28 protein-coding genes and 2 pseudogenes are annotated in these 26,445 nt (G+C 70.2%); 14 read left to right on the top strand and 16 right to left on the bottom strand.

What is annotated here, in order from left to right; translation table 11 throughout:
* Positions 1-179: 179 nt before the first annotated feature.
* The 4 genes from O7635_RS24885 to O7635_RS24870 form a co-directional block, all read right to left on the bottom strand.
* A complete protein-coding gene (locus O7635_RS24885) occupies positions 180-752 on the bottom strand; it encodes a hypothetical protein (RefSeq protein WP_278082877.1) in 573 nt (190 codons plus the stop codon).
* A 230-nt stretch (positions 753-982) separates the two neighbouring features.
* Positions 983-1,396, bottom strand: a complete 414-nt coding sequence (locus O7635_RS24880; RefSeq protein ID WP_278082876.1) for a hypothetical protein — start codon at positions 1,394-1,396, stop codon at positions 983-985.
* Between the two features lie 61 nt (positions 1,397-1,457).
* The gene (locus O7635_RS24875) at positions 1,458-1,919 is read right to left on the bottom strand and encodes a hypothetical protein (RefSeq protein ID WP_278082875.1); all 462 of its coding nucleotides are present in this window, start codon (positions 1,917-1,919) and stop codon (positions 1,458-1,460) included.
* Between the two features lie 55 nt (positions 1,920-1,974).
* On the bottom strand, positions 1,975-2,349 hold the full coding sequence (locus O7635_RS24870; RefSeq protein ID WP_278082874.1) for a hypothetical protein: 375 nt from the start codon (positions 2,347-2,349) through the stop codon (positions 1,975-1,977).
* A gap of 215 nt (positions 2,350-2,564) precedes the next feature.
* Between O7635_RS24870 and pgi the strand changes: the two genes are divergently transcribed.
* The 3 genes and pseudogenes from pgi to O7635_RS24855 all read left to right on the top strand — a co-directional run bounded on the left by pgi (position 2,565) and on the right by O7635_RS24855 (position 5,677).
* On the top strand, positions 2,565-4,193 hold the full coding sequence (gene pgi / locus O7635_RS24865; protein WP_278082873.1) for a glucose-6-phosphate isomerase: 1,629 nt from the start codon (positions 2,565-2,567) through the stop codon (positions 4,191-4,193).
* 91 nt (positions 4,194-4,284) lie between these two features.
* A pseudogene (locus tag O7635_RS24860) lies at positions 4,285-5,232 on the top strand (glucose-6-phosphate dehydrogenase); the annotation flags it as partial.
* Positions 5,233-5,311: 79 nt separating this feature from the next.
* Positions 5,312-5,677, top strand: a complete 366-nt coding sequence (locus O7635_RS24855; protein ID WP_278082872.1) for a hypothetical protein — start codon at positions 5,312-5,314, stop codon at positions 5,675-5,677.
* On the opposite strand, the gene O7635_RS24850 is transcribed toward O7635_RS24855, so the two are convergent.
* A complete protein-coding gene (locus O7635_RS24850) occupies positions 5,593-6,204 on the bottom strand; it encodes a helix-turn-helix domain-containing protein (protein ID WP_278082871.1) in 612 nt (203 codons plus the stop codon). The two genes, O7635_RS24855 and O7635_RS24850, sit on opposite strands and share 85 nt — an antisense overlap.
* Before the next feature lie 113 nt (positions 6,205-6,317).
* Here O7635_RS24850 and O7635_RS24845 point away from each other — a divergent pair, with 113 nt between their 5' ends.
* Both O7635_RS24845 and O7635_RS24840 read left to right on the top strand, forming a co-directional pair.
* On the top strand, positions 6,318-6,872 hold the full coding sequence (locus O7635_RS24845) for a pyridoxamine 5'-phosphate oxidase family protein (protein WP_347405302.1): 555 nt from the start codon (positions 6,318-6,320) through the stop codon (positions 6,870-6,872).
* Positions 6,838-7,060, top strand: a pseudogene (locus O7635_RS24840) (MFS transporter); the annotation flags it as partial. The gene O7635_RS24845 and the pseudogene O7635_RS24840, both read left to right, overlap by 35 nt.
* A gap of 24 nt (positions 7,061-7,084) precedes the next feature.
* Here O7635_RS24840 and O7635_RS24835 read toward each other — a convergent pair.
* The 6 genes from O7635_RS24835 to O7635_RS24810 form a co-directional block, all read right to left on the bottom strand.
* The gene (locus tag O7635_RS24835; RefSeq protein ID WP_278082870.1) at positions 7,085-8,959 is read right to left on the bottom strand and encodes a cytochrome c oxidase assembly protein; all 1,875 of its coding nucleotides are present in this window, start codon (positions 8,957-8,959) and stop codon (positions 7,085-7,087) included.
* On the bottom strand, positions 8,956-11,181 hold the full coding sequence (locus tag O7635_RS24830; RefSeq protein WP_278082869.1) for a heavy metal translocating P-type ATPase: 2,226 nt from the start codon (positions 11,179-11,181) through the stop codon (positions 8,956-8,958). Before O7635_RS24830 ends, O7635_RS24835 begins: the two co-directional genes overlap by 4 nt.
* Positions 11,145-11,984: an ABC transporter ATP-binding protein gene (locus O7635_RS24825; RefSeq protein WP_278082868.1), complete on the bottom strand. Its 840-nt coding sequence runs from the start codon at positions 11,982-11,984 to the stop codon at positions 11,145-11,147. The genes O7635_RS24830 and O7635_RS24825 overlap by 37 nt, the downstream gene beginning before the upstream one ends.
* Entirely contained in the window at positions 11,981-12,952 is a 972-nt protein-coding gene (locus O7635_RS24820; RefSeq protein ID WP_278082867.1) for an iron ABC transporter permease, read from the bottom strand. Before O7635_RS24820 ends, O7635_RS24825 begins: the two co-directional genes overlap by 4 nt.
* Positions 12,953-13,044: 92 nt before the next feature.
* Positions 13,045-14,040: an ABC transporter substrate-binding protein gene (locus O7635_RS24815; RefSeq protein ID WP_278082866.1), complete on the bottom strand. Its 996-nt coding sequence runs from the start codon at positions 14,038-14,040 to the stop codon at positions 13,045-13,047.
* Complete coding sequence (locus O7635_RS24810) at positions 14,040-14,732, bottom strand: DJ-1/PfpI family protein (RefSeq protein WP_278082865.1); 693 nt, start codon at positions 14,730-14,732, stop codon at positions 14,040-14,042. The genes O7635_RS24815 and O7635_RS24810 overlap by 1 nt, the downstream gene beginning before the upstream one ends.
* A gap of 149 nt (positions 14,733-14,881) precedes the next feature.
* On the opposite strand from O7635_RS24810, the gene O7635_RS24805 reads away from it, so the two are divergent.
* Positions 14,882-15,853, top strand: coding sequence for a DJ-1/PfpI family protein (locus O7635_RS24805; RefSeq protein ID WP_278082864.1), 972 nt, complete (start codon positions 14,882-14,884; stop codon positions 15,851-15,853).
* 50 nt (positions 15,854-15,903) lie between these two features.
* A complete protein-coding gene (locus O7635_RS24800; RefSeq protein ID WP_278082863.1) occupies positions 15,904-16,704 on the top strand; it encodes an aminoglycoside phosphotransferase family protein in 801 nt (266 codons plus the stop codon).
* Positions 16,705-16,709: 5 nt separating this feature from the next.
* Here O7635_RS24800 and O7635_RS24795 read toward each other — a convergent pair whose 3' ends face one another.
* Positions 16,710-17,273: a vitamin K epoxide reductase family protein gene (locus O7635_RS24795; RefSeq protein WP_278082862.1), complete on the bottom strand. Its 564-nt coding sequence runs from the start codon at positions 17,271-17,273 to the stop codon at positions 16,710-16,712.
* Positions 17,274-17,284: 11 nt separating this feature from the next.
* Complete coding sequence (locus O7635_RS24790; protein WP_347405301.1) at positions 17,285-17,929, bottom strand: thioredoxin domain-containing protein; 645 nt, start codon at positions 17,927-17,929, stop codon at positions 17,285-17,287.
* A 622-nt stretch (positions 17,930-18,551) separates the two neighbouring features.
* Here O7635_RS24790 and O7635_RS24785 point away from each other — a divergent pair.
* A complete protein-coding gene (locus O7635_RS24785) occupies positions 18,552-18,968 on the top strand; it encodes a DinB family protein (RefSeq protein WP_278082860.1) in 417 nt (138 codons plus the stop codon).
* 1 nt (position 18,969) lies between these two features.
* Here the strand turns inward: O7635_RS24785 and O7635_RS24780 are convergent, their stop codons facing one another.
* On the bottom strand, positions 18,970-19,452 hold the full coding sequence (locus tag O7635_RS24780; RefSeq protein WP_278082859.1) for a hypothetical protein: 483 nt from the start codon (positions 19,450-19,452) through the stop codon (positions 18,970-18,972).
* A 179-nt stretch (positions 19,453-19,631) separates the two neighbouring features.
* Here O7635_RS24780 and O7635_RS24775 point away from each other — a divergent pair, with 179 nt between their 5' ends.
* From O7635_RS24775 to O7635_RS24765, 3 genes are read left to right on the top strand one after another with little or no spacing between them, the layout of a single operon-like run.
* Entirely contained in the window at positions 19,632-20,684 is a 1,053-nt protein-coding gene (locus O7635_RS24775) for an NAD(P)/FAD-dependent oxidoreductase (protein ID WP_278082858.1), read from the top strand.
* Complete coding sequence (locus tag O7635_RS24770; RefSeq protein WP_278082857.1) at positions 20,684-21,907, top strand: histidine kinase; 1,224 nt, start codon at positions 20,684-20,686, stop codon at positions 21,905-21,907. The genes O7635_RS24775 and O7635_RS24770 overlap by 1 nt, the downstream gene beginning before the upstream one ends.
* Entirely contained in the window at positions 21,904-22,554 is a 651-nt protein-coding gene (locus O7635_RS24765; RefSeq protein WP_278082856.1) for a response regulator transcription factor, read from the top strand. The genes O7635_RS24770 and O7635_RS24765 overlap by 4 nt, the downstream gene beginning before the upstream one ends.
* 8 nt (positions 22,555-22,562) lie before the next feature.
* Here O7635_RS24765 and O7635_RS24760 read toward each other — a convergent pair whose 3' ends face one another.
* Together O7635_RS24760 and O7635_RS24755 are read right to left on the bottom strand one after the other, a co-directional pair.
* Complete coding sequence (locus O7635_RS24760) at positions 22,563-23,414, bottom strand: metallophosphoesterase (RefSeq protein WP_278082855.1); 852 nt, start codon at positions 23,412-23,414, stop codon at positions 22,563-22,565.
* A gap of 82 nt (positions 23,415-23,496) precedes the next feature.
* The gene (locus tag O7635_RS24755; RefSeq protein WP_278082854.1) at positions 23,497-24,225 is read right to left on the bottom strand and encodes a DUF1772 domain-containing protein; all 729 of its coding nucleotides are present in this window, start codon (positions 24,223-24,225) and stop codon (positions 23,497-23,499) included.
* Positions 24,226-24,378: 153 nt separating this feature from the next.
* Here O7635_RS24755 and O7635_RS24750 point away from each other — a divergent pair, with 153 nt between their 5' ends.
* From O7635_RS24750 to O7635_RS24740, 3 genes are read left to right on the top strand one after another with little or no spacing between them, the layout of a single operon-like run.
* Complete coding sequence (locus O7635_RS24750) at positions 24,379-24,846, top strand: hypothetical protein (protein ID WP_278082853.1); 468 nt, start codon at positions 24,379-24,381, stop codon at positions 24,844-24,846.
* Positions 24,833-24,958 (top strand): hypothetical protein, encoded by a 126-nt coding sequence (locus O7635_RS24745; RefSeq protein WP_278082852.1) that lies wholly within the window; start codon positions 24,833-24,835, stop codon positions 24,956-24,958. The genes O7635_RS24750 and O7635_RS24745 overlap by 14 nt, the downstream gene beginning before the upstream one ends.
* Positions 24,955-26,325 (top strand): FAD-dependent oxidoreductase, encoded by a 1,371-nt coding sequence (locus tag O7635_RS24740; protein ID WP_278082851.1) that lies wholly within the window; start codon positions 24,955-24,957, stop codon positions 26,323-26,325. The genes O7635_RS24745 and O7635_RS24740 overlap by 4 nt, the downstream gene beginning before the upstream one ends.
* Positions 26,326-26,445: the final 120 nt, after the last annotated feature.

The raw sequence follows: 26,445 nt of genomic DNA, 5'->3' as shown, positions 1-26,445 counted from the left end.
AGCCAAAGCTCCGCCAAGCGTCCTGACCGCCATCGCTCCGGCCACCGGCGGTCGCGGTGCCGACACCGTCGAGCGCAACACCGGCAAGGATGAGCCAGCGGCCGCCACCGTGGGCGAAGCGGCCAGCGACGGGCGGTTCGACCAACCGTCAAGAAGGTGGAGTGCGGCCTCACACCCGATCAGCCTGCCAGGGCTACGAGAATGGCTGCCACGCCCAGCGGCACGTCCAACACGATGCAGAACTCGGCCAGAGACCGGTTGACGACCTGGTTGCGTCGATAGTGGATGACGTCCCAGATTCCATGACTCGCAAGCGCGAACCCGGCGACGACGAGACCCGTCCGTGGGCTCAGGAACAGCGCCGTCACGGCGACCACGCCGTAGCCGAGCAGCGCCAGGCTCTGGGCGGTCAGCGGCGGCCGCGGAGCGCGAGTCGCCAGACCAACGACCAGCAGAACGACCGCGACCGCCGAACCGACCACCCACCACGTCACACCGACGACCTGGCTGGTTACCAGCACCGCGGGAAAGGCCAGGCAACCGGCCCAGCCGACCCAGCGGCGATCGAGGGCGGCGGCACCCAGATAGCACAACACCGCGACGGCGATCACGGTCGCCAGCGTCTCGGCATCCGGGCCGAAGGCGAGTTGTGTCGCAGCCGCCGCGAGACCCAACGCGGTCGGCCAGCGATGGCGGACCGCCCACCGGCGCGACGGCGCCTCCTCAGGTGCGGCGAGCGCGTCCGACGCCATAGCGGCTCCTTACCTCGCGTACCCGTGCCGACTTTCCGTCATCCAATCCGCTGCCGACTTCACATCTACTTCAGCCACCTGATCACGATGCTGGCACGTAGGTGATCTTGTAGAGCCTCGTCACCGACGTGACCACGTTCGAACCGAGGACCATCACCACCGAACGGCTCGTCCTGACCAGTCTCCAACGTACGAGAAACGGTTTCAGCGCCGAGGTCGGAACGATCCGGTTACTCGTTCCAGCAGTCGGGATGGCTGTAGGGGAGTGCCTTTATGTCGACGCCTATCTCCGAATGGAACCTGACCCACAACCCGTTTGCCCCGCCGTAATGGATTTTCGGGTCGCCGAGCTGCGCCGGACCGGGAGGAGAAGCCTCGGTTCCCGACAGCCAGAAGCGCCTTCGCACGCACCACCCGGGCCCAATGTAGATTCCGTCAGTGCTGGCCCAGCCCGAGAATCGGCCAGGGGGAATCAGGGCGTCGTATCGGCCGCCGCCCTGAGCGTAAGTGCCGTCGAAGACCTGGATGGCACCGATGGCATAGTCGCCTGTATTGCGCATCTCCTTGGTGGCGGCTGAGGCGGATCCCGGTGTCAGACCGATGACAAGTACGGCGGTCAGGGCAAACGTGGTCGCCCATCTCATTTTCTTCACTTCGACTCTTCCTTTCAGCTGCGTCGGAGACGGCGCGGGCGCGGTCAGCGGATCAACACGGAACGATGCTCCAGATCGGATCCCAGTCGACCGAAACCGCTTTGTTGTCCGCGTTGACCGACTGGACCAACCAACCGTGCCGGTCGCGGAGTTCCGCCACCGCACTGCCCGTCTGGTGGTTGACGGCGGCGCCGCGACCCAGGAAGTTGGTGATGCTCCGCTTGTCGCAGTAGTAGAGCTCGAAGAACGTGTGTTGGCCGTCGCCCTCTCCCACGGCATAGCAGGAGTAACCCGACCGGCAGTTGCGCAGGTACAGGTTCCGAGACTCCGTGGTCAGGTTGCGGGTCACGTACTCCCTGGGTCCGCTGCCGTTCTTGCCATTGGGATAGAACGGACTCAGCCCCGGCCTCACCTCCAATGTGGTGGCCGCGTGCGCCGGCGAAGGCGCGGCGGTGGCCAGCGCGATGACCGCGCCGGCGAACGCCAGGATCTGAGCTGTCCGAAGGTTCCGCATTGGCTACTTCTCCTCTGCCGCGCCGTACGCTGCTCGCACAAGGGGGCTCGAAGGCTCAGAGCCGCCAACAGTCGGGTTCGCTGTACGGCAGTGCGCGCACATCGACGCCGATATGAGTAGTGAGGCTCTGGTACTTCCCCTTTGAGCCGCCGTAAGCGATCGAGGGATCCGTGAGCTGCGCCGGACCGGGCGGGTTGGCCTCCGTCCCCGAACGCCAGTAGCGAACGCGCACGCAGTAGTTCGGCCCGATCCAGATGCCCGCGGTGCTCGCCCAGCCCGAGAATCGCCCGGGCGGGATCAGAGCATCGTATTTGCCCTGGTCGAAGTATCCGTCGAAGTCCTTGACGGCACCGATGGCGTACCTGCCCGTATTGCGAATCTCCTTACTGTCCGCCAAGGCGGCTCCCGGTGTCAGGCTGACCAGGAGCACAGCCGTCAGCCCGACGATGGCTGCCCATCTAACTCTCTTCAAGGTGCCTGTTCCCTTTCACTCCACACCGGATGGCCGCCCAATGAGAGCACGTCTCGACTTCATAACCGCTTCAGAGTGTTGCGGCCAAGACTTACCAACCATCTCCTCAGGCCGTCGGCGCCGGTAGCATCACCAGCGGCGCCGGCTCAGCCCGTCGGCCGATCGGAGGAACGATGTCGACGATGCCGCTGCGCGAACGCGCCGCCTGGCAGGCCCTCGCCGCGCACCACGCCGACCTCGGTGGCCGGCACCTGCGAGAACTGTTCGCGGACGACCCCGCGCGGGGTGAGCGGTTGACGGCCGAGGGGGCCGGGCTCTACCTCGACTACTCCAAGAACCGGATCACCGAGGAGACGTTGCGGCTGCTGTTTCAGCTCGCCCGCGAGTGCGAGCTCGAACAGCGCCGCGACCTGATGTTCTCCGGCGCGCCTATCAACTCCTCGGAGCACCGGTCCGTGTTGCACGTGGCCCTGCGGATGCCGAAGAGCGCCTCCCTGGTCGTCGACGGCGTGGACGTGGTCGCCCAGGTCCACGGCGAGCTGGACCGCATGGCCGCCTTCGCCGACCGGATCCGTTCAGGACAGTGGCTGGGGCACACCGGCAAGCCGATCAAGGCGATCGTCAACGTCGGCATCGGCGGATCGGACCTCGGACCGGTCATGGCGTACGAGGCTCTGCGGCACTACACCCGCCGGGATCTGACGTTCCGGTTCGTGTCCAATGTGGACTCGACCGACTTCGTCGAGGCCACCAGGGACCTGCGCGCCGAGGAGACGCTGTTCATCGTCTCCTCCAAGACGTTCGGCACGCTCGAGACCCTGACCAACGCCCATTCGGCGCGCGACTGGGTGGTCGGCCAGCTCGGCGACGAGGCCGCGGTGGCTAAGCACTTCGTCGCCGTGTCCACCAACGCGGACCGGGTCGCCGAGTTCGGCATCGACACCGCCAACATGTTCGGGTTCTGGGACTGGGTCGGCGGCCGCTACTCGATGGACTCCGCCATCGGACTGTCCACCATGGTCGCCGTCGGTCCGCAGGGCTTCGCCGAGATGCTGGCGGGCTTCCACGAGATGGACGAGCACTTCCGCACCACCCCGCTGGACCGGAACCTGCCGGCGCTGATGGGCCTGCTCACCGTCTGGTACGTCAACTTCTTCAATGTGCAGAGTGTCGGCGTCATGCCGTACGAGCAGTATCTGAAGCGTTTTCCGGCCTATCTGCAACAGCTCACCATGGAGTCCAACGGCAAGCACGTCACCCGCGACGGCCGTCCGGTCGACTACGACACCGGCCCGGTCTACTGGGGTGAACCGGGCACCAACGGCCAGCACAGCTTCTACCAGCTGCTCCACCAGGGCACGCGGCTCATCCCCGTCGACCTGATCGGCTTCGGCCAGACCCTCAACCCGCTGCGCGACCACCACGACCTGCTCTCCTCCAACGTGTTCGCGCAGGCGCAGGCGTTGGCGTTCGGCAGGACCCAGGAGGAGGTACGGGCCGAAGGCACCGCCGACGACGTCGTTGCCCATCGGGTCATGGAGGGCAACCGCCCGAGCAACGTGCTGCTGGCCGAGCGGCTCACCCCGCGGGTGCTGGGCGCGCTGGTGGCGCTCTACGAGCACAGCGTGTTCACCCAGGGCACGATCTGGGGCATCGACTCCTTCGACCAGTGGGGCGTCGAGCTCGGCAAGGTGCTCGCGGCGAAGATCATTCCAGAGCTGACCGGGGCCGCCGAGCCGTCCGCCCAGCACGACTCCTCGACGCGGGAGCTGATCCGGCGCTACCTCGCCATGCGAGGCTGACCCGGGGCGATCCCTCCGATTCGGCGTCGCGACGACCTGACACGCGCGAGAATGAGCCGGACCAGGTCGTCGCCGGTGAGGAGGAGCGTGGGTGGGCACACCGACCGGGCGCGCCGACGCGCCGGTCTTCTTCGGCGCCACCGGCGACCTCGCGTACAAGCAGATCTTTCCTGCCCTCGCGGGCCTGATCTCTCAGGGTCGACTGGACATGCCGGTGATCGGCGTCGCGAAGGCCGGCTGGGACCGCGACCAGCTGGCTCAGCGGGCGCGCGACAGCCTGGCCGAAGCCGGTCTCCACGACGAGCCGACCGTGCGGCAGCTCATCGAACGCCTGCGATACGTCGACGGTGACTACCGCGACGCCTCCACGTTCGAGGCCCTCCGCACAGCGCTCGGCACCGCCCGAGCGCCGCTGTTCTACCTCGCGATCCCGCCGGCGTTGTTCGGAACGGTCGCGACCGCGCTGCACGACTCCGGGTCCGCCGACGGCGGCCGGGTCGTCGTGGAGAAGCCGTTCGGCCGCGACCTCGCCGAAGCGCGTGAGCTGAACGCGCTGCTGCGCCGTTATTTCCCCGACGACGCGATCTATCGCATCGACCATTTCCTCGGCAAGGACGCCGTGCTTGGCCTGCTGTACTTCCGCTTCGCCAACGCCCTGCTCGAGCCGTTCTGGAACCGGTTCTACGTCGACTCCGTGCAGATCACCATGGCCGAGGAGTTCGGCGTCGCCGGGCGGGGCGCCTTCTACGACAAGACCGGTGTGATCCGCGACGTCGTGCAGAACCACCTGCTCCAGGTGCTGAGCCTGGTGGCGATGGAACCGCCGGGCGGCTACGGGCATCAGGACATCCGCGTCGAGAAGGCCAAAGTGTTGCGGGCCATGCCGCCGCTCCGCCACAACGACGTGGTCCGCGGCCAGTTCACCGGCTACCTCGACGAGAACGGCGTGGCGGCGGGCTCCACCGTGGAGACCTTCGTGGCGCTGCGGGCCCACGTGGACACCTGGCGGTGGGCCGGCGTGCCGTTCTACATCCGGGCCGGCAAGCGGCTGCCGGTGACCGCCACCGAGGTCGTCGTCCGCCTGCGCCGGCCGCCGGCCGCCGGCCGCACTGGCCTCAGTGGACCGCGACCACCCGCCGAACTACGTCAGGTTCCGGCTCGGCCCGGACGGCGCCATTTCTCTCGGCGTGACGGTCAAGGCCCCGGGCGCGGCGATGACGGGCACCGCCGTCGAGCTCGCGGCGCTCAACCGCCCCGCGGAACCGGACCTGCCGCCGTACCAACGTCTGCTCGGTGACGCCCTGGCCGGGGACGCCTCGCTGTTCACGACGGAGCAGAGCGTGGAAGCGGCGTGGGCGGTGGTCGAGCCGGTGCTCGACGACCCGTCGGCCCCGCACCGTTACGAACCGGGCACGTGGGGACCGGACGAGGCGCAGCGCCTCACGGCCCACCACGGCGGCTGGCACGATCCGAGCGCCAGCTGAGACGGGCTCACCCACGTGGACCATGAGGAACCGAACCCATTGCATTGGCGGCCGCGCCGAGCCAGTCGTGACCGCCGACCGGCGCGCCAAACCACACTGTTGTGCGACCCAGGACAAGCCAATGGCAAGTTGTCGCCACCAGATCGCCAGATCTCAATCCCTGACGGAGCTACCGCGTGCCGTCTTCGAGGTCCCACGTCGGTGGCGTCCAATGGTTGCCCGCACCCGGCGCAGCGAAGCACCGCGTGCGTCATCTCACCGCAGGCCTGGTGGCGCAGGAGGACCGGTGGCCCGGCCGGGCCGGCGGTCCAGCGATCGCCCCACGCCATCGCGGCGAGCAGGACGGCGCACAGGTCGAGGCCCTTCTCCGTCAGCAGGTACTCGAACCGGGGTGGCCTGTCTGAATACTGATGTCGTCGCAGAATCTCCTTTTCGAGTAACCGTCCGAGTCGCTCGGCGAGCACCTTGCGGGAGATCCCGAGATCTCGTTTGAGGTCCTCGAAGCGAACGTGCGCGCCACCGAGCATGCACGGTCGGCGATGTTGGTTCGCTGCACCAATCACCCTCCACAGAGTTCCCTCAGGGAACGGTCTTTGGTAACGTCCGTTCCTTGAGGAGACTAAGCGGGGGGAACGTTCAGATGACAACACCGATGCGCGCCCGACCACTACTCGCCGGCCGATCGACGACATCCTGGACCGAGGCGTTGAGGCGATTCGGCGATGCGAGCACCTACTGGCTCGTGACCACCAGCGCGGAAGGCCGGCCGCACCTGGTGCCGGTGCTCGCCGTGGTCCTGGACGGCACCGCGCACTTCGCGGCGTCCGGCCGCACCCGCAAGGCACGAGACCTCGCCGCAGACCCGCGTTGTGTGATCGGCGCGAGTGGACCGTCGGTCGACATGGTGGTCTACGGCACGGCGACGAAGGTGGCCGACGAGGACCGCCTCCGCGCGCTCGCCGACACCTATGCCAGCAAGTACGGGTGGCAGGTCACACCACGTGACGGCGCGTTCCACGATGCCGAAGGCGCTCCGACAGCGGGCCCCCCGCCCTACGACGTCTACGGCATCACGCCGACCCGGGCGGACGGCTTCGCGACCGACGCCGACGTGGAGCCCACCCGATGGACCGCCGACGAGCGCCGGCCGGCGGGAGTGGATCGCGCTGGGCGTACTCGCGCTGCTCGCGCTTGACCTGAACGTGCTCCGGATCACGGACATCTACGGTTTCATGATCGCCGGGTTTCGTCACCATGGGTACGCTGGGCGACCGGATCGGGCGACGCTGGCTGCTGATGATCGGCGCCGCGGTGTTCGGCGTCGCCGGCGCGACCCTCATGCCGTCGACGCTGTCCCTGATCAGCGACATGTTCCGCGACCCCACGGCCGCTGACCCGCTACGGCGTCTACGGTGGATCCTCGCGCGCCCCGATTCGGCGACTCCAACGGATGACGAGCACGATCAGCAGCACCAGCATGCACGCCTCGCCGAGGGCTAGGGAGACGTATCCGCCGAGGCGTTGCTCCGCCTGAAGGTCCGGCACCCAGGGCAGGGCGAGGGCGGTGTAGAGGTTGCCGCTGGCGTTGCCGTCGCCGAGCACTGCTCGGTGGTTGACCAGCGCCGCCCCGAACACGATGCACAGGGGCATGGCCACCATCAGCGCGCCGAGCCGGAACAGGTCGTTGGCCGGCCTCGGCAGCGGGTCGCCCCCGACGACCATCCAGCAGAACGCGAAGCCGACGACCAGGAACAGGGCGTGCACCGCGACGTGGGCCCAGTGGTAGCGGATGCTGACGTCGAACAGCCCGGTGAAGTAGAGCGCGAACGGCGCCGCGCTGAACACCAGCGTGCCGACCACGGGATGGGTGAGCCACCGCGCCGGGGCCGACGCGCGCACCGCCTCGAGCCACTCGCGTGGTCCGGGAAGACTGTCGGGAGGGGCGACGGGCAAGGCCGCGCGAGCAAGCGTGAAGGGCGTTCCCAGCACCAACAACAGCGGCGCCAGCATGCCCATCGCCATGTGCGAGACCGCATGGACGCTGAACATGGCCGGTGCGTACCGCCCGAGGCCGGAGGACGTGGCGGCCACGATGACCGCACATCCGCACCACCATGCGACGGTCCGCCAGGTCGGCCAGCGGCGCCCGTCGCGGCGCAGGCGGCGCACGCCGAGGGCGTATGCCACCGCCGCCAGCACCGCCAGCGGCAGGAACAGTATTTCGATCCGCCAGTCGACGGCCAGCCGGACCAGCGTCGGCGGACCGGTCAGGTCGTAGCCGATGAGCGTCTCGTGACCGGTGGCCGGGCCGAGGAGGAACTTCGGCGCCGGAATGCGGGTCAGCGCGACCGACAGGCCGTACGCCGCCAGCACCAACAGCAGTTCGCCGGCGACCAATCGCCGGCGCGTGGTGTGGACGCCGGTCCTGAGCCGGAACAGCACGCTGCCGAGCACCACGAGGACGGCCCCCTTGGCCAGGAGCAGCCAGCCGTACCCCGTCGTGACGGGGGTGGCGCCCGGAGCCAGCACTGTCCCGTCGACGAGGCCCGACACCGCGACCACGACGGCGCACGCCGAGGACAGCCGGCGATAGCGGTCCCACGCCTGCTGGGCCAGACCACCGCGAGCCCGCAGCAGGGACCACAGCGTGCCGAGCCAGGTCGCCGCCGCGACCACGTGCACGATGACGGCCACGGTGGCCACGTCGTGATCGGCTTCCGATGCCGAGTGGCCGGTCGTCAACGGCGCGACCAGGCCGACGGTGGCGACGACGAGGAGGACCGCGCCGGTCGTCCGCCGGAGGCTCCACCGGCAGCCCAGCGCGACAACGGCCGCGCAGGCGGCGCTGACGGCCCACGCCTTGGGCGCCTCGAGCGCGTCGATCAGGATCGGCAGGGCGTCCGGCTCTGTCAGCCGCGTGATCGGGACGCCGGCCTTGTCCGCCGCGTCCAACGCGACCATCAGGGTCGCGCCGGGCAGCCAGATCGCGGCCGCTCTGGTCGCGGTGCGCAACGCGGCGTATCCCGCGGGAGACACGATGCCGGTGGATTGCGCGCGGGTCAGGAAGGTGGCGAACACCAGCGCGCCGACGACGATCGTCGCGGCGACGTCGGTGACCAGCCGGACGACCGGGGTGGCCAGCCGGACCAGCAGCCCGGGGTCGGCGACGCCGAGAGGCGCGTACGGCTGCCCGACGGTCACGGCCAGCACGGCCAACCCGGCAGCGGCGACGCCGAGGCCGGCGCCGAGCAGGGTCGTTCGCGCCTGAAGTCGCCCGTTCACGGTTGGGCGGACCTCCCGGCCGCTGGCTCCGCGTTGAGGCGGAGGCTGTTGAAGACGACCAGCAGGGAGGACAGCGCCATGGCCGCGCCGGAGACCAGCGGGTTGAGCAAACCCGCCGCGGCGATCGGGATGGCGGCGACGTTGTAGCCGAAGGCCCACCAGAGGTTGCCGCGGATCGTCGCCATGGTGCGTCGGGTCAGGTTGATCGCCGCGGGCACCGTGCGCAGGTCGTCGCGGACCAGGATGACGTGCGCCGCTCCGACGGCGACGTCCGCGCCTCGCGCCATGGCGATCGCGAGATCGGCGGTGGCCAGCGCCGGTGCGTCGTTGACACCGTCGCCGACCATCGCGACCACGCGGCCGCCGTCGCGGAGCCGTTGGATCACGCGGGCCTTGTCGGCCGGCAGCACGTCGGCGGCCACCTCGTCGACGCCGATCAGCGCGGCCACGGCCTCGGCCGACCCCTGATGGTCGCCGGTCATGAGAATCGTCCGTATCCCGGCCTCCGACAGCTCGCGTACCGCGTCGGCGGCGCTGGGCCGGACGGTGTCGACGAGCGCGTACGCGCCGTCAACCCGACCGTCGACCGCGGCGGCGACCACGGTCCGGCCCTGCGCCTCCCAGCGGGAACGGAACTCCGACAGGTCCGGTGGCAGGTCGATGTCCGACGCTACGAGGAGCCGCGGCGAGCCGACGAGCACCACGTGCCCGGCGACGGTCCCTTCCGCGCCCAGCCCGGGCAGTGCCCGGAAGCCGTCCACATCAGACAATGAGCCCACCTCGTCCCGGGCGAAGCGAGCGACGGCGCGGGCGACGAGGTGTTCGGCGCAGTGTTCGACGCCACCGCTGCGGGCGAGGAACGTCCGCCGGTCGACCCCGTCGCCCAGCCAGAGTTCCGCCACCGTCAGCTCGCCCGTCGTCACCGTGCCGGTCTTGTCGAGCACGACGGTGTCGACGGCGCCAGCGGCTTCGAACGCCTCGTGACCCTTGACGAAGATGCCGAGTTGGGCGCCGCGGCCGGTGGCCGCCAGCAGGGCCGTCGGGGTCGCCAGCCCGAGGGCGCAGGGGCAGGCGATGATCAGCACCGCGAGGGCGGTGCTGATCGCCTGGTCCGCTCCCGCTCCACCGACGCTCCACCAGAGGCCGGTGGCCACGGCGGCGACGACGACCGCCGGCACGAAGACGCCGGCGATCCGGTCCGCGAGACGCTGGACGCGTGCCTTGCCGCTCTGGGCCCGTTCGACCATGTCGACGAGTCGGGCCAGCTGGCTGTCGGCGCCGACCCGGGTGGCGCGGACGACGAGTCGGCCGGTCAACGAGGTGGTCGCACCGATCACCTCGCTGCCGGGCCGCACCTCGACCGGGACGGACTCGCCGGTCATCGCGCTGGTGTCGATGGCGCCACCGCCCGCGACGACCACACCGTCGGTCGCGATGACCTCGCCCGGCCGGACGACCAGGTGGTCTCCGACGGCCAGCTCCCCCGCCGGTACGAACGTCTCCTTCCCGCCCCGCAGGACGACGGCGTGTTTGGCGCCGAGCCGGGCCAGACCTCGCACGGCGTCACCCGCCGTGCGCTTCGCCTTGGCCTCCACGAAGCGGCCGGCGAGGACGAAGATCACGACCCCGGCGACGACCTCGAGGTAGATCGAGCCGGCGGGCCGGAACAGCAGCCCCCACAGGTCGGCGTGCCCGATCAGCTCGTCACGGGCGAACGCGGTGTACACCGACCAACCGGTGGCGGCGAGAATTCCGAGCGATACGAGCGTGTCCATCGAGCTCGCGCCGTGCCGCGCGGCCGTGACGGCCTTGCGGTGCATGGGCCACGCGCACCAGGTGACGAGCGGCGCCGCCAACGCGATCAGGAGCCACTGCCAGCCGGGGACGCGCAACGACGGCACCAGCACCAGCGCGATCGACAGGTCGGCCAACGGTACGCCGACCAACAGCGCGACGACGAGCCGTCGCCACAGGTCCCGGACGTGGACGTCGTCCGTACCCGCCAACGGCTCGGTCGCCGGCTCGGCACCGAAGCCGGCCTGTTCTATCGATGCGATCAGGCGTCGCGTCGGCACGGGACGCGCGAGGGTGACGGTCGCCCGATCGGTGGCGTAGTTGACCGTGGCCGTCACCCCGTCGATCCGGTTGAGCCGCCGTTCCACCCGCACCGCACAGGCGGCACAGGTCATTCCCCTGACGTCGAGCCGGACGATGCTGTCCACTGTGGTGTCACCTCCCGCCGCCGGCAGCTCCAATGGCAGGACTGCATTGGACACACACATCGGGGCCGCAGGTGGAAGGTGGCCCCGGTGCGCGACGCTTCGACCTCGAACACCTCGCCGATCCGCGCCGGCGTGAGCACCTCGGCGGTCGGGCCGTGCGCCACCAGGCGACCGGCGCGCAGCACGGCGGTCGTGTCGGCGTAGGCGGCCGCGAGTTCGAGGCTGTGGAGGGCGGCGAGGACGGTGACGTCCAGGTCTCGGACGAGTTCGAGCAGCTCGAGTTGATGTCGGATGTCGAGGTGGTTGGTGGGTTCGTCGAGGACGAGGAGCCGCGGTTGCTGGGCCAGCGCGCGAGCGAGCAGCACACGCTGGCGTTCACCGCCGGAAAGCTCACCGACTGGCCGGCTTGCGAAGGCCGTGAGGCCGGTGCGACCCAGCGCGTCGGAGACGACTGCCCGGTCGCTGCGGGTGAGGCGATCGAAGAGGCCGAGGTGCGGGCTGCGGCCCAACCCGACGGTCTCGGCAACGGTGAACTCGAATCCCGTGTGCGACTCCTGCATGAGCACACCTGTGTGGCGTGCGGCGTCCGCGGCGGACATCCGCCACACGTCGGCGCCGTCCAGCCTGATGCTGCCGGCATCGGGTCGCCGCGCCCGGTAGACGGCCCGGAGCAGGGTCGACTTGCCGCTGCCGTTGGGTCCGACCAGCGCCGCGAACCGGCCGGACGGAACCGACATCGTGATGTCGTCGAGGACGCGCCGGCCGCCGAGCGTCGCCGATACGGACTCGATGTCGAGTCTCATCCGTTCTCCTGTCCGGCCAGGCCTCGAGCGCGCATGACGAGCAGGAAGAACGGCACCCCGAGAAAGGCGGTCAGGATGCCGATCGGCAGCTCGGTCGGCGAGATCACCATTCGAGCGGCGACGTCCGCCCACAGGAGAAAGGAAGCCCCCAGCAGGGCGGTGACCGGCAGCATTCGACGGTGGTCCGCGCCGACCACCATGCGGGCCAGATGCGGCACGATCAGGCCGACGAAACCGATGCCGCCGGACACCGCCACAACCGTGCCTGTCAGCAGCGTCGTGAGCACCAGGAGCTGGCGGCGGAGCCGGCTGGCGTGGACGCCGAGAGCGGCGCTGGCCTCTTCCCCCAGCACGAGCGCGTTGAGCCGACGGCCGCGCAGGAACAGCAGCGCGCCCCCGCCCACGACCACGGCCGCCGGCACCGGCAGGCTGGCCCACTGCGCGCCGGAAAGACCACCGAGCAGCCAGAAGATGATCTGCTGCTGGGCGGCCGAGCTCTCCGCGCGGGCCAGCACGAAGGAGGTCGCTCCCGCGAAGAGGTGTCCGAAGGCGACGCCGACCAGCACCAGCCGCAGCGGCAGCAGCCGGCCGCCGTGCCGGGCCATCGCGAGCACGGCGACCATGGCCACCGCGGCGCCGACGAAGGCAGCCACCGGCACGCTGAGGGCCCCGAGGGCGGCGGCCCCGGAGGTCAGCACGACGACGGCGCCCAGCGAGGCCCCGTGCGACAGGCCGAGCAGGTACGGATCCGCGACCGGGTTGCGTACGACGCCCTGGACGACGGCACCCGCCAGCGCCAGGCCGGCGCCGACCACCGCGCCGAGCAGCACTCGCGGGAAGCGGATCCGCCAGACGATCACGTCCGCGGTCGGGTGGTTCTCTCCCACGCCCGTGAGGTGGTGGAGCAGGATCCGCGCCACCTCGTCGGCCGGGACGGCGACCGGCCCGATGCCGGTGGCGATGACCACCGAGACAGCGAGCGCCCCGGCGAGCGCCGTGACGATCGCCGGATATCCGAGTGCCGGCCGACGGATTCGATCAGGCGCCCGTGGTGCGACTGTCACCATCCGGTCGTTCCCAGGTGTGCCCCCAGCCGCTCCAGCGCGTCGACGTTCAACGGCGTGGGAAAGGCGACGAGGTACTGCGACGTGGCGAACACACGCCCCTGCCGACCGGCGGTGGTCGACGCCAGCAGCGGGTTGGACTTCACGAGCCGGACGAGCTCGTCGCCGGTGCTGGTGGTGAACGGGTAGTCGGTGATGACCCAGAGGACCTGCGGATCCCGGTTGAGCACTTCCTCAGGCGATACGTCGGCGTGCATCGACGTCACGTCGCTGAAGACGTTCTCCCCGCCGGCCAGCAGGATGAGGGCGTGTGCGATGGTGCCCGTTCCGGAGGTCTTGATCGGCCGCCCCGCGACCGGATTGTCCTGGAGGATGAGGACCCGCGGGCGGTCCGGACCGGCCCGCTTCCGCACCGCCTGCTCGCGCTCACGCAGTTCGGCGACCAGGCGTTCGGCTCGGTCCGGCACGTCGAAGACCTGGCCCAACTTGAGCACGAAGTCGTAGGTGGGCGACAGGTCGGTCACCGACGGCCCAGCCGGACCGTCGGGCAGGCAGGCGGCCAGGCCGGGGACTCCGATGCTCCGCAGGTCGGCCGCCTTGGGACTGCCCGGGGCCAGACCGAAGTCCGCGAACCCGGTCAACACCAGGTCCGGGTTCTGGGCCGCGACCATCTCGGTCGGAGCCAGGGTCCGGGACAGCACCGGGATACCCATGAGCTCCTGGCGAAACGCCCCGTTCTCGGCGGTGAACGGAGCCGGCGCCCCGGTGCCGACGATCCGATCCGCGAGGCCGAGCCGGACCAGCACCTGAGCGGCGTACCCGTCCAAGGTCACGACACGGCGCGGCGCACGGGGAACATTGACATCCTCGCCCTCGCAGTCGGTCACGGCCACCGCCGCAGCCGCCCGGTCGGTGGCAGCGGGCGCGCCGGACCCGCAGCCGCTCGTCAGCACTGTCACGGCCAGGAGGAGCAACGCGCGCCTGCGGAGCATCATCGGGTCCCCGTCCGTGCGGCATCGGGCAGCCCCAACAGGTCCAGCGCCAGGCGTTGCAGATCCGCTCCCGCCTTCTCCGGACTTCCGGTGTCGAACGGCGGCGCGGGGTCGTACTCGACCAGGAGCTGCAGCGCCTGCCCCACCCGGTCATCGGTCAGCTTGGCGGCCAGGTGCAGGGCCATGTCGATGCCGGCCGACATGCCCGCGGACGTGATGATCCGATCGGCTTCGACGAACCGGTCCTGGACGTAGCGGGCACCGAACCCGGCGAGCTCGGCCCGCATGGCCCAGTACGTGGTCGCCGGCAACCCGCGCAGCAGGCCGGCGGCGCCGAGCACGAGCGAACCGGTGCAGACGGACGCCGTCCACGTGGAGCGCCGATGTATCCGTCGGACCCATTCGAGAACCTGGTCGTCGGCCCGCAGCTCGCGCACGTCTCCACCGGGCACGACCAGCACGTCGGCGTGGGAGACCTGCTCCAGGGTGTGGCCCACACCGAGTTCGAGCATGCCGCTGTCGGTCCGGACCAGGCCGGTCCGTTTGCCCACGGTGACGACCGAGGCTCCAGGAACCCGGCTGAGCACCTCGTACGGTCCGACGGCGTCAATCGCGGTGAGCCCGTCGAAGAGCAGAAGCGCGACGACGGGCCCAGATCCGCTACGCGCAGGGCGGTTGATCGAGTGGTTCATGGTCCGTTGGTCGGCCCCGACGGCCCGACCGGTTCCGTGCAGGCCGGTCCTGGTCCGGATGTGCGGCCGGCTGGTCCGGATCAGGCGGTTCGGGGAACCGGGCCGACGGTCAGCGCGACTGGATGATTGTGACGAAAGATCGGCGAGAGGTGGTCCTGGTCCTCTACGACGGCGCGGTCCTCATGGACATCGCCGGACCACTGCAGGTGCTCAACGGCGCGGCCGGCTACCGGGTGCGGCTCGCCTCACCCCACGGTCGCCCCGTCCGCACGGACGTCGGCGTGCCGATGGGTGTCGACCTGGCGCTGTCGCAGCTGCGATCGCCGGTCGACACGGTCCTCGTCGCGGGCTTTCCGACCAGGAAGGGTCACCGCCCACCGGACGATGTGACTGAACACGTACGCCGCCTCGCCGCTCAGGCACGACGCGTCGCTTCGGTCTGCACGGGTGCGCTGGTGCTGGCCGAAGCCGGACTCCTGGCCGGCCGGCGCGCTACGACCCACTGGCGGGCCTGCTCCGCCCTGGCTCGGTACCCGGACGTCACAGTGCAGCCCGATGCCATCTGCGTCCGCGACGGGCCGGTTTTCACCTCCGCCGGTGTCACGGCCGGCATTGATCTCGCGCTCGCCCTCGTCGCTGAGGACATGGGCGTCGAGCGGGCCCGAACCGTCGCCAAGCACCTCGTCGTCTTCCTCCAACGACCGGGCGGGCAGGCTCAGTTCGACCTGCCCAGTGGGCCCGAGCCGCGGGACCCGGTGGTCCGCCAGGTGCTGAAAGCGGCGGCGGCCGACCCCGCCGGTGACCACAGCCTCGCCGCCATGGCTGCCCGGGTGGCGGTCAGCGAACGGCATCTCACCCGGCTGTTCCAGCGTGACCTCGGCGTCAGCCCTGTTCGGCAGATCGAGCAGCTCCGCGTCCACGCCGCCCAGCGGCGGCTCGAGCGCGGCAACGGCGGCCTCGCCGCCGTCGCGGGCGCATGCGGCTTCGGATCGACCGACACGATGCGCCGGGCCTTCGTGCGCGTCGCCGGCGTCACGCCGACCGCGTACCGGGCTCGTTTCCGCGCCCCCGTTCCCGGCCGACAGGCCACCGTGCCGCGCGCTGCTGGGCGACCGCGATGACGCTCCGGGACGAATGGCCCGGTCGGACCGGGCGGCTACCGTCGATCCACATGAGTGCCGAGGTCGATCAGTTGCGGGAAACACTGCGCGAATACTTCTCCGTCCGGACCGTCACGCCGCTGGGCGGTGGCGTGACGAACCGAACCTACGAGGTGAACGGCGACCTGGTCGCCCGCGTCGCGCGACAGCCGGACGAGCAAGATACCCGCTATGAGGTCGACGTGCTGGCTACCGTGCGCGCGGCCACGGACACGCCGGTGCCCGAGCCGCTGGTGGTGGTCGCGCACGCTGGGCTGACCGTCTACCGCAAGCTGCCCGGATCCATCCTGTCGGAACTGCCACGCGACAGGCGCGCGGTGGGCGACGTGGTGTCCACGTTGGACCGACTCCGCCGCGACATCGCGCCGATCCGGGTCGGTCGCACCGACGTGGCGTCGGCCGCCGAGTGGCTGGCCGACGCCCGCGCCTCCTACCGCGTCGCCGCGGACCGCGTGCCGGTGCGGCTGAGGCCGGCGGTCGAGCGCTTCCTCGCCGACGATGCGGGGCCGGCTCCGTCCGACCAGCTCGTCTTCTGCCACAACGATCTCGGCGCCGAGCACATCCTGGTCGACACCCGCACCGGCCGGGTCACCGGCATCATCGACTGGGCCGACGCGGCGATGGCGGACCCGGCGTCGGACACCGGCCGGCTCCTGCGCGACTTCGGGATGCGGACGATCCAGCCGGATCCGCGAGCCGTGTTCTTCGCGCGCTGCCAGGCGCTCGAAGACCTGGCCTACGGCATGGGGCCAGGCCGCCAGGCGTACGCGGAGAACGCACTGGCGGCTCTCCACGACCTGTTCGCCGGCTGACGCGCTCAGTCGAGCAGGGTCCGCCAGAAGCTCCAGAATCGGACGCCGATCAACACGACGATCGTCAGGTACCACAGGAGAAGGACGAACGTGTGACCGGCCAGCGCGAGCCGCGCGACGGGCGCGAGCGAGCGCGGTGGCCGCAGCTGACCGGTGCGCAGGTTGTGCACGGTGACGGACCAGAAGATCGCGATGGTCGCGACCCAGACGACCATGCAGTACGGGCACAGTGCCCCGATGCGGTAGAGGCTCTGGACGATCAGCCAATGGACGAACGCGACTCCGCCCAGGCCGCCGGCCTGCAGGCCAAGCCAGAAAAGGCGGTTGAGCTGAATCCCTGTCAGCACCGCGGCACCCAGTGCGGCCACCACCGGGAAAGCCACCAGGCCGAGCACCGGGTTGGGAAAACCGAAGATCTCCGCCTGCGGGGTCGTCATCACCGATTCACAGGACAGGATCGGGTTGATGCTGCAACTCGGCCGGTAGGTGGGATCGGCGAGCAGACGCATCTTCTCGACGACCAGGACCGCCGACGCGACAACCCCGCACGCCCCGCCGACGGTCAGCACCCAGCCGACCGTCACCGGGCGGCCAGCGCCTGGTCGATGAGGTCCTTGAAGGCCTGGTAGGACGTGGGGGTGGACAGCCGCTCTCCATTGAGGAAGAACGTCGGCGTGCCGGTCACGCCGGCCGCCTCCGCCGCGGCCACGTCGGTGCGCATGCGCCGTTCCACCTCCGTGCCCGCGAGGTCGGACCTGAACCGGTCGACGTCGAGGCCGATCTGTCGTGCGTAGTCGACGAAGGTCTCGGACCGGTCGTCCTGCGCGTCGCCCCACGCCTGCTGATTCTCGAAGAGCTTGAGGTACATCGGTTCGAACCTGCCCTGCAGCGCCGCCGCCTCGGCCGCCCTGGCCGCGTTCTCCGCGTTGCGGTGCGACGGCAGCGGGAAATGCCGCACCACATAGGTGATCCGCCCGTCGTACTCCGCGCGCAATCGCTCGGCCAAGGGGAACACCTGACGGCAGGAGGGACACTCGAAGTCGAGGAACTCGACGAGAGTCACCTTGCCGTCGTCGGCGTTGGACAGGCGGTGATTCTCGGCGGTGACCAATTCGGCTCCGCTGAGGGTCTCGTCGCCGGTGCGCTCGACGTAGACGAACAGGCTGACGAGGCCGACCAGCACGGCGGCCAGCAAGGAAACCGTCAATTTGGCGTTCGTGCTCATGCCCCGCAAACCGGTCGTGGATCTGTTGGCGTGCCTCACCCGCGGCGACCTGGCCCCGTTGACACCACGTGGACTGGCGTTCTTCTTCGACATCCTGGCCTTCTCGATCGGGAGGCGTAGGGACACGCCCCTGAGTCGGTCGTTCGCATGCGGCCGCGAGTTCCCGCTCGAAAGCCGGCAGGGCGAAGCGTCGCTCGTGGACGTAATCGCGGCCGCGACTGTCGCTTCCAGGCGACGGCGAGGCGCGCCGACCGCCGTTAGATTGGCGAACGCAACGAAACACCGGCTCCGCGGGTGATGCGCGTTCGCGTGCCCGCTCGGGGTGTACGACGGCTTGGCGTCCTGGCCGTGCAAGGCCAGGCGTCATACGGACGCCACATCGGGTCTCCCCCCGTTGCCCGGTGTGGCGTCCCCTACACACCCGCCGCGAGGAGACCGTCATGCGATGCAGAATTGGGCGCTGTCCAGACGGCGGCCGGCGACGAGCCGCTCCAGCTGGCGAGACGAGCCTGCTCGAGCCGGACGGCAGGAATCCACTCGGCGAATTCCAGCACAGCAGCCGCGACCTCATCCGGCCCGTCGCCCGCGAGTACGGCGAACGGCTGCGGCCGGGGTCCGCGCCGTGACGGCCCAGCGACCGCTCGACAGCGAGGAACGGTGCAGCACAGCGCCGGAGCGCGCGGTGCCGGAGGCTTTCCTCGACGCCTACCGGGAAGAGCTCACGGACGCGCTGCGGGGACTGTCGGAGGAGGAGGCGCGGCGCCGTCTCGTACCGTCGCTGACGACCGTTCTCGGGCTCGGCAGTTGGAGGGTCGGGCCGACCGAGACGATGGCGGAGGTCGTGGCGGATTACGAAGACGTCTGCGAGCGGTCGAGGCGCCTGGCCGCGAGCATCGACCTCGACCACACCGTGCCTCATCCCCGGCTGGGGAGGGTGTCGTTGCGCTACGTCTACGTCCACATGATCCGCGAGCTGGCCCGGCACTGCGGCCATGCGGACATCCTCCGCGAGCAGCTCGCGACGGGACCGGATGCTTAGGTCACGCCTGGTGAGGCGGACGTCGCCAGCGAATCTTCCTGAGGATGACCGAGGCGACCAGTCCGGTGATCAGGCCGACGACCAGTCCGGTGAGCAGGCTGCTGGCCCCGGTGGCGATCCGGAAGATCAGCTCTTCCGTGCCGGGCGCCAACTGCCCCGCCAGGTTGCCGCCCAGCTCCGGAGGCCGTGATTCGAAGACGCTGGACCAGTAGATGTTGTGGACCACCGCGAGCCCGACACCGTAGAGGCCGCCGATCGACAACAGCGTCACGACCGGCGCCGAGATCTGGCGTAACACCGCAACGGCCACCCAGATCGCCGGCGGCACGAAGACCAGCAGCGCCTGCACCGGCCCGGAGACCGACACACCGAGGTCGTGGACGAAGACCCGCGGCATCGCCAGCGCGGCCAGGGCCGCGACCTGCCAGAGCGGCAGGCCCAGGCGGTAGCGTCGCGGAGCGCGAGGATGATCGTTCGAGTTCATGCGTCCGACGCTAGGAGCGCGCACAGCGCCGGCCATCCGTCCGGAAGCGTCATCCACGTCGCTCAGGAGCGCGTCGCTCGCCCGCGACTCCGCCGACGCTCTCCGGCGTACGCGGAGAGCTTCCGCCCGCCGTACCGTTCGACCAGACGACCCGTCGGACGGACAGGATGGTGACGCCAATGACCACGCGACGCACAGCCCTGGTCGTCGGTGCCGGGGTCAGCGGCCTGACCACCGCGATCGCGCTGCGCCAGGCCGGCTGGGACGTCACCGTCGTCGACCGTGGCGAGGGAATCGACAGTCGGGGCGCCGCGCTCGGGATCTGGCCGCACGCGTGGACCGGCCTGCGCCGCCTGGGCGTGACCGAACGGCTGCGGGACTGCCAGCCGTACACGCGAGCAACCATCCGCACGGACTCGGGCGATCTCGTCGGTCACCTTCCGCTGCGCGAGATCGAGAAGCGGTACGGGCGACCGGTCATGCTCGTGTCCCGCCCGGATCTGATGACGGCACTCGCCGCCGCCTACGCGCAGAGCAGCGACGAGCCGATCAGATTCGGAGTGCGGCTCGCCGATGTCGCGTCCATGCGCGGGCACAGCCTCGTCGTCGGCGCCGACGGCATCAACAGCTCCGTGCCGACGGCCGTGTTCCCCGGCGACCATCAGCCGCGACGCCTGGGAGCCGCCGCCTGGCGCGGCTCGTGCGCCGGATCTGCCGACCAGTGGGGCGAAATCTGGGGTCGCGGCGTCTTCGCCGGGCTGACCCCGGCCGGACGCGGACGCACCAACTGGTACGTCTGCCACGCCGGTCGCGACGTGCCCGACCGCGACGCCCTGCGCGCGCTCGTGCGCCGCTGGCCTGGGGAGCTCGCCGACGCCATCGCCCGGACACCCGACGCGGACCTCCTGCATCATGATCTGTACGACCTTCCGACGCTACGCAGCTACGTCCGAGGGCCGGTCGCGCTCGTGGGTGACGCCGCGCACGCGATGGCGCCGAGCCTCGGCCAGGGCGCCTGCCAGGCCATCCTGGACGCGATAACGCTGGTCGGTCTGATTGACGCCGATCAGGACACTCGACGCGCGCTGCGGCAGTACGACGCGGCGATGCGGCCGGCCGGAGCCCGCCTGGTGCGCCGCTCGCGGCGGCTGTTGCGGGTCCAGCATGCCAACTGGTTCGCCGGGCTGCGCAACGCCGCGATGAGGGCGCTGCTCCCCCTGGCACCGCGGTGATGGTTCCGATGCGCGTGTCACCAGCGGGAACTCCCGCATACGATCGGAGCATGACGCGGAACCAGCGTTCACCGAGCGACCGTATGGTCGATATCGGGCTGTTCGTCGGCGTCACGGTGGTGCTGTCCGTCGTGGTCTACTCCGATCCGTGGGCGGACCTGTTCGACAGCCGCTACGGCGAGGCCGGATCGCGCTCGCCGGACTTCCTGGCATACCTGTGGGCGGTCGGGCTCGGCGCGCTCATGCTGGTCCGCCGCACGATGCCGCGCATCGTGCTCGTCCTGACCGCGTTGGGGTTCTTCACCTACTACATCGCCGGGTATCCGGCCGTCGGCGTGGCGCTGCCCGTCTCCGCGGCGCTGTTCTCGGCGACCGAAGCCGGTTTCCTGCGGGCGTCCGTGCTCACCGGCGTGGTGGTGCTGGCCGCCTCGACCACGTTCCGGCTCGTGTCCGGCCAGTCGGCGTCGTTTGTGCTCGGTTACGAACTCCTCAGCCACGCCGCGCTGATCGCTGCCGTCATCGCGCTCGGCTACAGCGTGCGGGCCAGACGGAGTCTCGCGCGCAGAACCGATCAGGTCGTCCGGCTGGTGAGCCGACAGACCGCCATGGACACCGCTGCTCATGCCCGCGACAAGCAGATCGCGCTGGCCCGCGAGCTCCACGACTCGATGGGGCATTCGTTGTCGGTCGCCTCGCTCTTCGCCGACGTGGCTCGCGAGGCTGACGAGGCCGGTCAGGCCACCGCTCTGGACAGGGTGAAATCCGCGGTCTCCGATGCGATGGCCCAGCTGCGTTCGACCGTGACGCTGTTGCGTTCCTCCAGTGGAGACCCGGCCGTCAACCCCGCTTTCCAGGATCTGCACCGCTTGCTCGACGGTCCCGCGTCTGCCGGCTACGACGTGACGATCGCTGTCGACGACGATGTGGTCGCCAGCCCCGAGGTCCAGGCGTGCGTCTACCGCATCATCCAGGAATCGGTCACCAACACCATGCGGCACTCCAACGCCACGCGCATCGAAGCCAAGGTTCGGCGCAAGGACAACCTGGTGGAGGTCGCGGTCGACGACAACGGCAGCGCCACGCGGGTACCACGGTTCACCCCTGGCCACGGCGTCCGCGGAATGCGGGAACGAGTGGCCAACCTGGGTGGTTCCTTCGACGTCAACGCCGGCCCGGGCGGCTGGCGCGTCCACGCGACCCTTCCCGGAAAGGCGCTGCCGTGATCCGACTGCTCATCGTCGACGACCAGGAACTCGTCCGGGCCGGATTGCGGGCGCTCATCGAGAACACCGACGACATCGCGGTGGCGGGCGAGGCCATCCACGGCCGCGACGCGCTCACGCAGGGGCGCGCGCTGCGTCCCGACCTGTTCCTCATGGATCTGAAGATGCCGGTCATGGACGGGGTCGCCGCCACGGCGGCCATTCGCGCCGACCCGACTTTGCGCGACACCCCGGTGCTCATCCTGACGACCTTCGACGAGGAGGACGACGTCCTGGACGCCGTCCGGGCCGGGGCGACGGGCTACCTGCTCAAGGACATGGACGCGGACGCGCTGCGGGCCGCCGTCCGCACGGCCGCTGCCGGAGAGTCGCCCGTGACGCCGTCAGTCGCCCGGCAGATGATGGCGCAACTCGCCCGTATCCCGTCACGCCGGACGCGCGACCACGAGCTCGCCGGCCTCACCGAACGCGAGCGCGAGATCCTCGCCCACGTCGGCCGCGGCATGTCCAATGAGGAGATCGGCCGGGCACTGTTCCTGAGTCCCGACACGGCACGCACGTACGTGAGTCGACTGCTGACCAAGCTGGCGGCGCGCGACCGGTCCCAACTGGTCGTGTTGGCGCATCGCGCCGGCCTGGTGGAGTGAGGGCCGACTCAGACGGCGGTGGCGTCGACGCGGTAGACCAGCCTCCCGGCCCACGGATCGCGGGCCGTCAGGGTGCAGGTCGTCGGAGCCCACTCGGTGCCCAGCTCCACAATGGATGCCCGCGGGCCCAGCACGGCCGTCAGCTCGGTGCTCGGCCCTGCCAGGTCGACCCGGGTGACAATGCCGGGTGCGACGTGGACCGCCACCGGTCCCAGCGCGCCGGCCAGGTCGTGGTGCAGGTGTCCGCACAGGATGGCACGGACGTCGCTGTTGGCGACGGCGTCCGCCAACGGCTGCGGATCGTGCAGCAGCAGGTGTGACAGCGGATGCCGGGTGAGAGCGATGGGCGGGTGATGCAGCGCGACGATCGTCCCGCGCGGCGCGTCCGTCGAGAGCAGGTCACCCAACCACTGGAGCTGAGCGCCACCGAGGAGTCCGTGCCCCGAGCCGGGCACCAGGCTGTCCAGCGTGACGACCCGCAGGCCCAGGACCTCACTCACGGCCGCGCACGCGCCCGCGGGACCGCGGGCGGTGGCGACATCCCGGCCGTCGGCGCCGAGGTGACCACTGCCGAACACCTCCTCGAATGCCGGCCGGCGGTCGTGGTTTCCGGTGGTGTAGACGTGCGGCACGCCCCGCTCGCCGGCGAACGCGCCGATCGCGTCGCGCGCCCGCAGGCATCCTTTGACAGATCCGTCGTCCGCGATGTCACCGGTGGTCACGATCAGATCGAGGTCGTCGACGTCACGGGCCGCCGCGATCACCAAGTCGAGCGCTCGAGCGGCGTCCACGCCGTCTTCGTCGTATCCGCTGCCGGTCAGGTGCGGGTCGGAGAGATGGAGAATGCGAAATGCCGTCACGGTGTCCCTTTTGGAATGTCTGGTAGAGCAGAAGTCGTTGCGGGACCGGGCTGGCGTCGCCGGCCCGGTCCCGCACGTGCGCTCACGGGACGGCGTCAGCCGCCACAGGCGTCCGGGCGTTGTCGCGGACCCACACCAGAAGCGCCGTGAAGGCGAGGGCCGAGGTCACCGCGCCACCGACGAGTCGGACGGAGTGGCCGGCGACGAACTCCTCCGCCACTTGGCGCAGATACTCCGCCGTGTGGGTGCCGGGCGGGTCGACGAACATGATGTCGTTGCGCGGCCAGAAGAACAGCACAGAGAAGAGGAAGTCACAGGCGACGAACACGCCCGTCGCGGCCACCACGAACCAGCGGATGCGGCGCACCCGCCACGTCAGCACGACGCTCGCCGCGGCGGCCAGCACCGTCATGGCACCGAGCGGCGGGAAGTAGTCGCTCGGGCCGCCGTCGACCAGGAAATCCCGGGCGCGGTCCAGCGACGCGGGCGCATCGCCGAAGATATTGGGATAGAGCATCACGGTTTCGGCGGCGACGCCGCCGAATGCCATCATCGACGCCCACACGAACACGATGAGCGCGATTGTCGTCAGTCTCGTACGAGACATTGCGTCCTCCACTAGGTCGCGGCGACCCTGCGCCGCTGCTGTCCGGTCGACTCGAACGCTAGGGGTGCTCGACTCCCTCGTCTGCCGAGCGGAAGCGCGGTCCCGGTCGCCTTCGACGGGGCGCGGCGTCGCCTCCTGACGATCGCCACACCCGCGCATCAGCCCGGTGATGGCGTTCCGCCGCGGCGCGACGGCGCGGATCACCGCCGCACAGTCGCCTCTCGACGTAAACGACGGCGCGAAGCGACGCCTGCCGGCGACAGCGGCGGCGGCGCGCCCGTGCGTAACCTCGTGGCCGTGCACAGTGGAGGCCGCGTTACGCAGGACACGCTCACCAGCTCACTGATCAGCGCCCGCATGTGGGAGCTCCTCCGCGAGGAGTTCTCCGACCGGTCACCGGTCGCGCTCGGCGTGCAGGTCGAGGAATGCCTGAGGTTTCTGAGCATCGCCTCGGAACTCGGTGGGTGTTTCATCCCGCTGAGCAAGGAGGTCGACGAGATCTGGCACGCGTTGGTCGTGCAGACCCGCTCGTATGCGCGGCTGTGCGAAAGCCTGCCGGGTGGGACCTTCGTCCATCACGAGTCGCTGAAGCTTTCCGCCTACATCGAAGCGGTCGGGCGCACGGCGGCCGTGCGGGAGTTCGTCGCCTGGATTCCGCGGTACGTCAGCCGATTCGGGGAGTTCACCGAAGAGCGGGCGCAGTACTGGCGGGTGTGCACCTTTCTCCGCGACGAACTCGGCCTGAGCCTGCCCGAGATCAACGAGCTTGGCCGGAACACGGCCGGGAACAAAACCCAACTGGAGGAACGGCATGTCAACAACTGAGGCGACCATGACGGCGGAGAAGCTCGCGGAGCTCATCCAGACCCACTACTTCGACCGATTCGTCGAGTTCGGCGAGGAGTTCGACTTCTGCTGGTCCTTCGCCGAGCGGTGAACGCCGCCGGGCCGCGCCCGCACCGAGCGGCGCTGGCCGACGTCAGGGCCCAGGAGGCGTTGCGCCTCCTGGGCCCTGAGCCCGCCAACTGGGTCGAGCCAGCGGGTGTCGACCGTGACGTCGCCGTCGTCGGCGGCGGCCAGTGCGGCGTCACCATCGCTTTCGCCCTACGCCGCGCCGGCGTCCGCAACATCACGGTGCTGGACGCGGCCGACCCGGCCGAGGTGGGTGGCTGGCGGACGACGGCCCGGATGCGGGTGCTCCGCACACCCAAGGACCGGTCCGGCCCGGAGATCGGCATCCCGGCGCTCAGCTTCCGCGCGTGGTACGAAGCGTCGCACGGCGTCGAGGCCTTTCATGCCGTTGACCGGATCGCACGGACCGACTGGGCCGACTACCTGACCTGGTTCACCGGCCAGGTCGGTGTCGCCGTGCGGCACCGGACCCGGCTCGTCGACATCGAACCGGCGCGCGGACACCTGCGCCTGCACCTCCTCCGCGACGGAGCGGCGACGGTGGAGACCGTCCGCAAGGTGGTGCTCGCCAACGGCGTCGACGGCACCGGTGGGCCGTTCGTGCCGCCGGCCCTCGCCACGCTCCCCCGCCACCTGCGCGCCCACACGGCGGACCGGATCGACTTCGCGGGGCTCGCCGGCGCCTCCGTCGGCATCCTCGGCGCGGCTTCGTCGGCGTTCGACGCCGCCGCTACGGCGCTCGAAGCAGGAGCGGCGGAGGTCCGTCTCTTCTGCCGACGGCCGGACGTCGTGATCGCGCGGCCGAACAGCATCCCACCGAACGCCGGTGCCGAGGAGGCGTACCACCTGCGGCCCGACGATTTCCGTTGGGAGACGTGGACGCGCGCGCACCGCGGCGGCGCCAGTGTCCCGCTGGAGGCGGTGCGGCGAGCCACTGTCCATCGCGCCTTTCACCTCCATGTCGGCACGACGTGGCGGGCCGTCCGGGTCCGCCGTGGGAAGGTCCGGGTCGACACGGACGACGGCTCCCACCTGTTCGACTTCGTCATCGCCGGCACGGGCTACCAGTACGACCCGCATACGCGTGTCGAACTGCGCCGGATCGCCGGCGACATCGCGATGTGGCACGACCGGCACCCGCCCGCCGCCGCCGCTCCGTCCCGTCTGAGCGGCTACCCCTACGTCGGGTCGGGTTACCAGTTGTGCGAGAAGCGCCCGGGCGACGCGCCCTTTCTCCGGGACGTGCACACGTTCACCGCGGCGGCCAGTCCCAGCTTCGGGCGACTGGTCGGCGACATCGCGAGCTTGCGCACCGGCGTACCCCGGCTCGTCCGGGCGATCGTCCGCGACCTTTACAACGGCGACCTGGAGCGTGACATGGACCGTAGCTAGCAAGGAGCTCAGGCGGACGGAATCCCGCGTAGCTCGCGGACCGCGTACTTGCCGCGAAGTCGTACATCATCATGTTGTCATGACATCCGCGCCTACCGTCAGGTGACCGGATAGGTACAG

The organism is Asanoa sp. WMMD1127 (genome assembly GCF_029626225.1).
Classification (GTDB): domain Bacteria; phylum Actinomycetota; class Actinomycetes; order Mycobacteriales; family Micromonosporaceae; genus Asanoa.
Note: the sequence above shows the minus strand (reverse complement) of the source record. Positions and strands in the feature narration are given on the sequence as shown.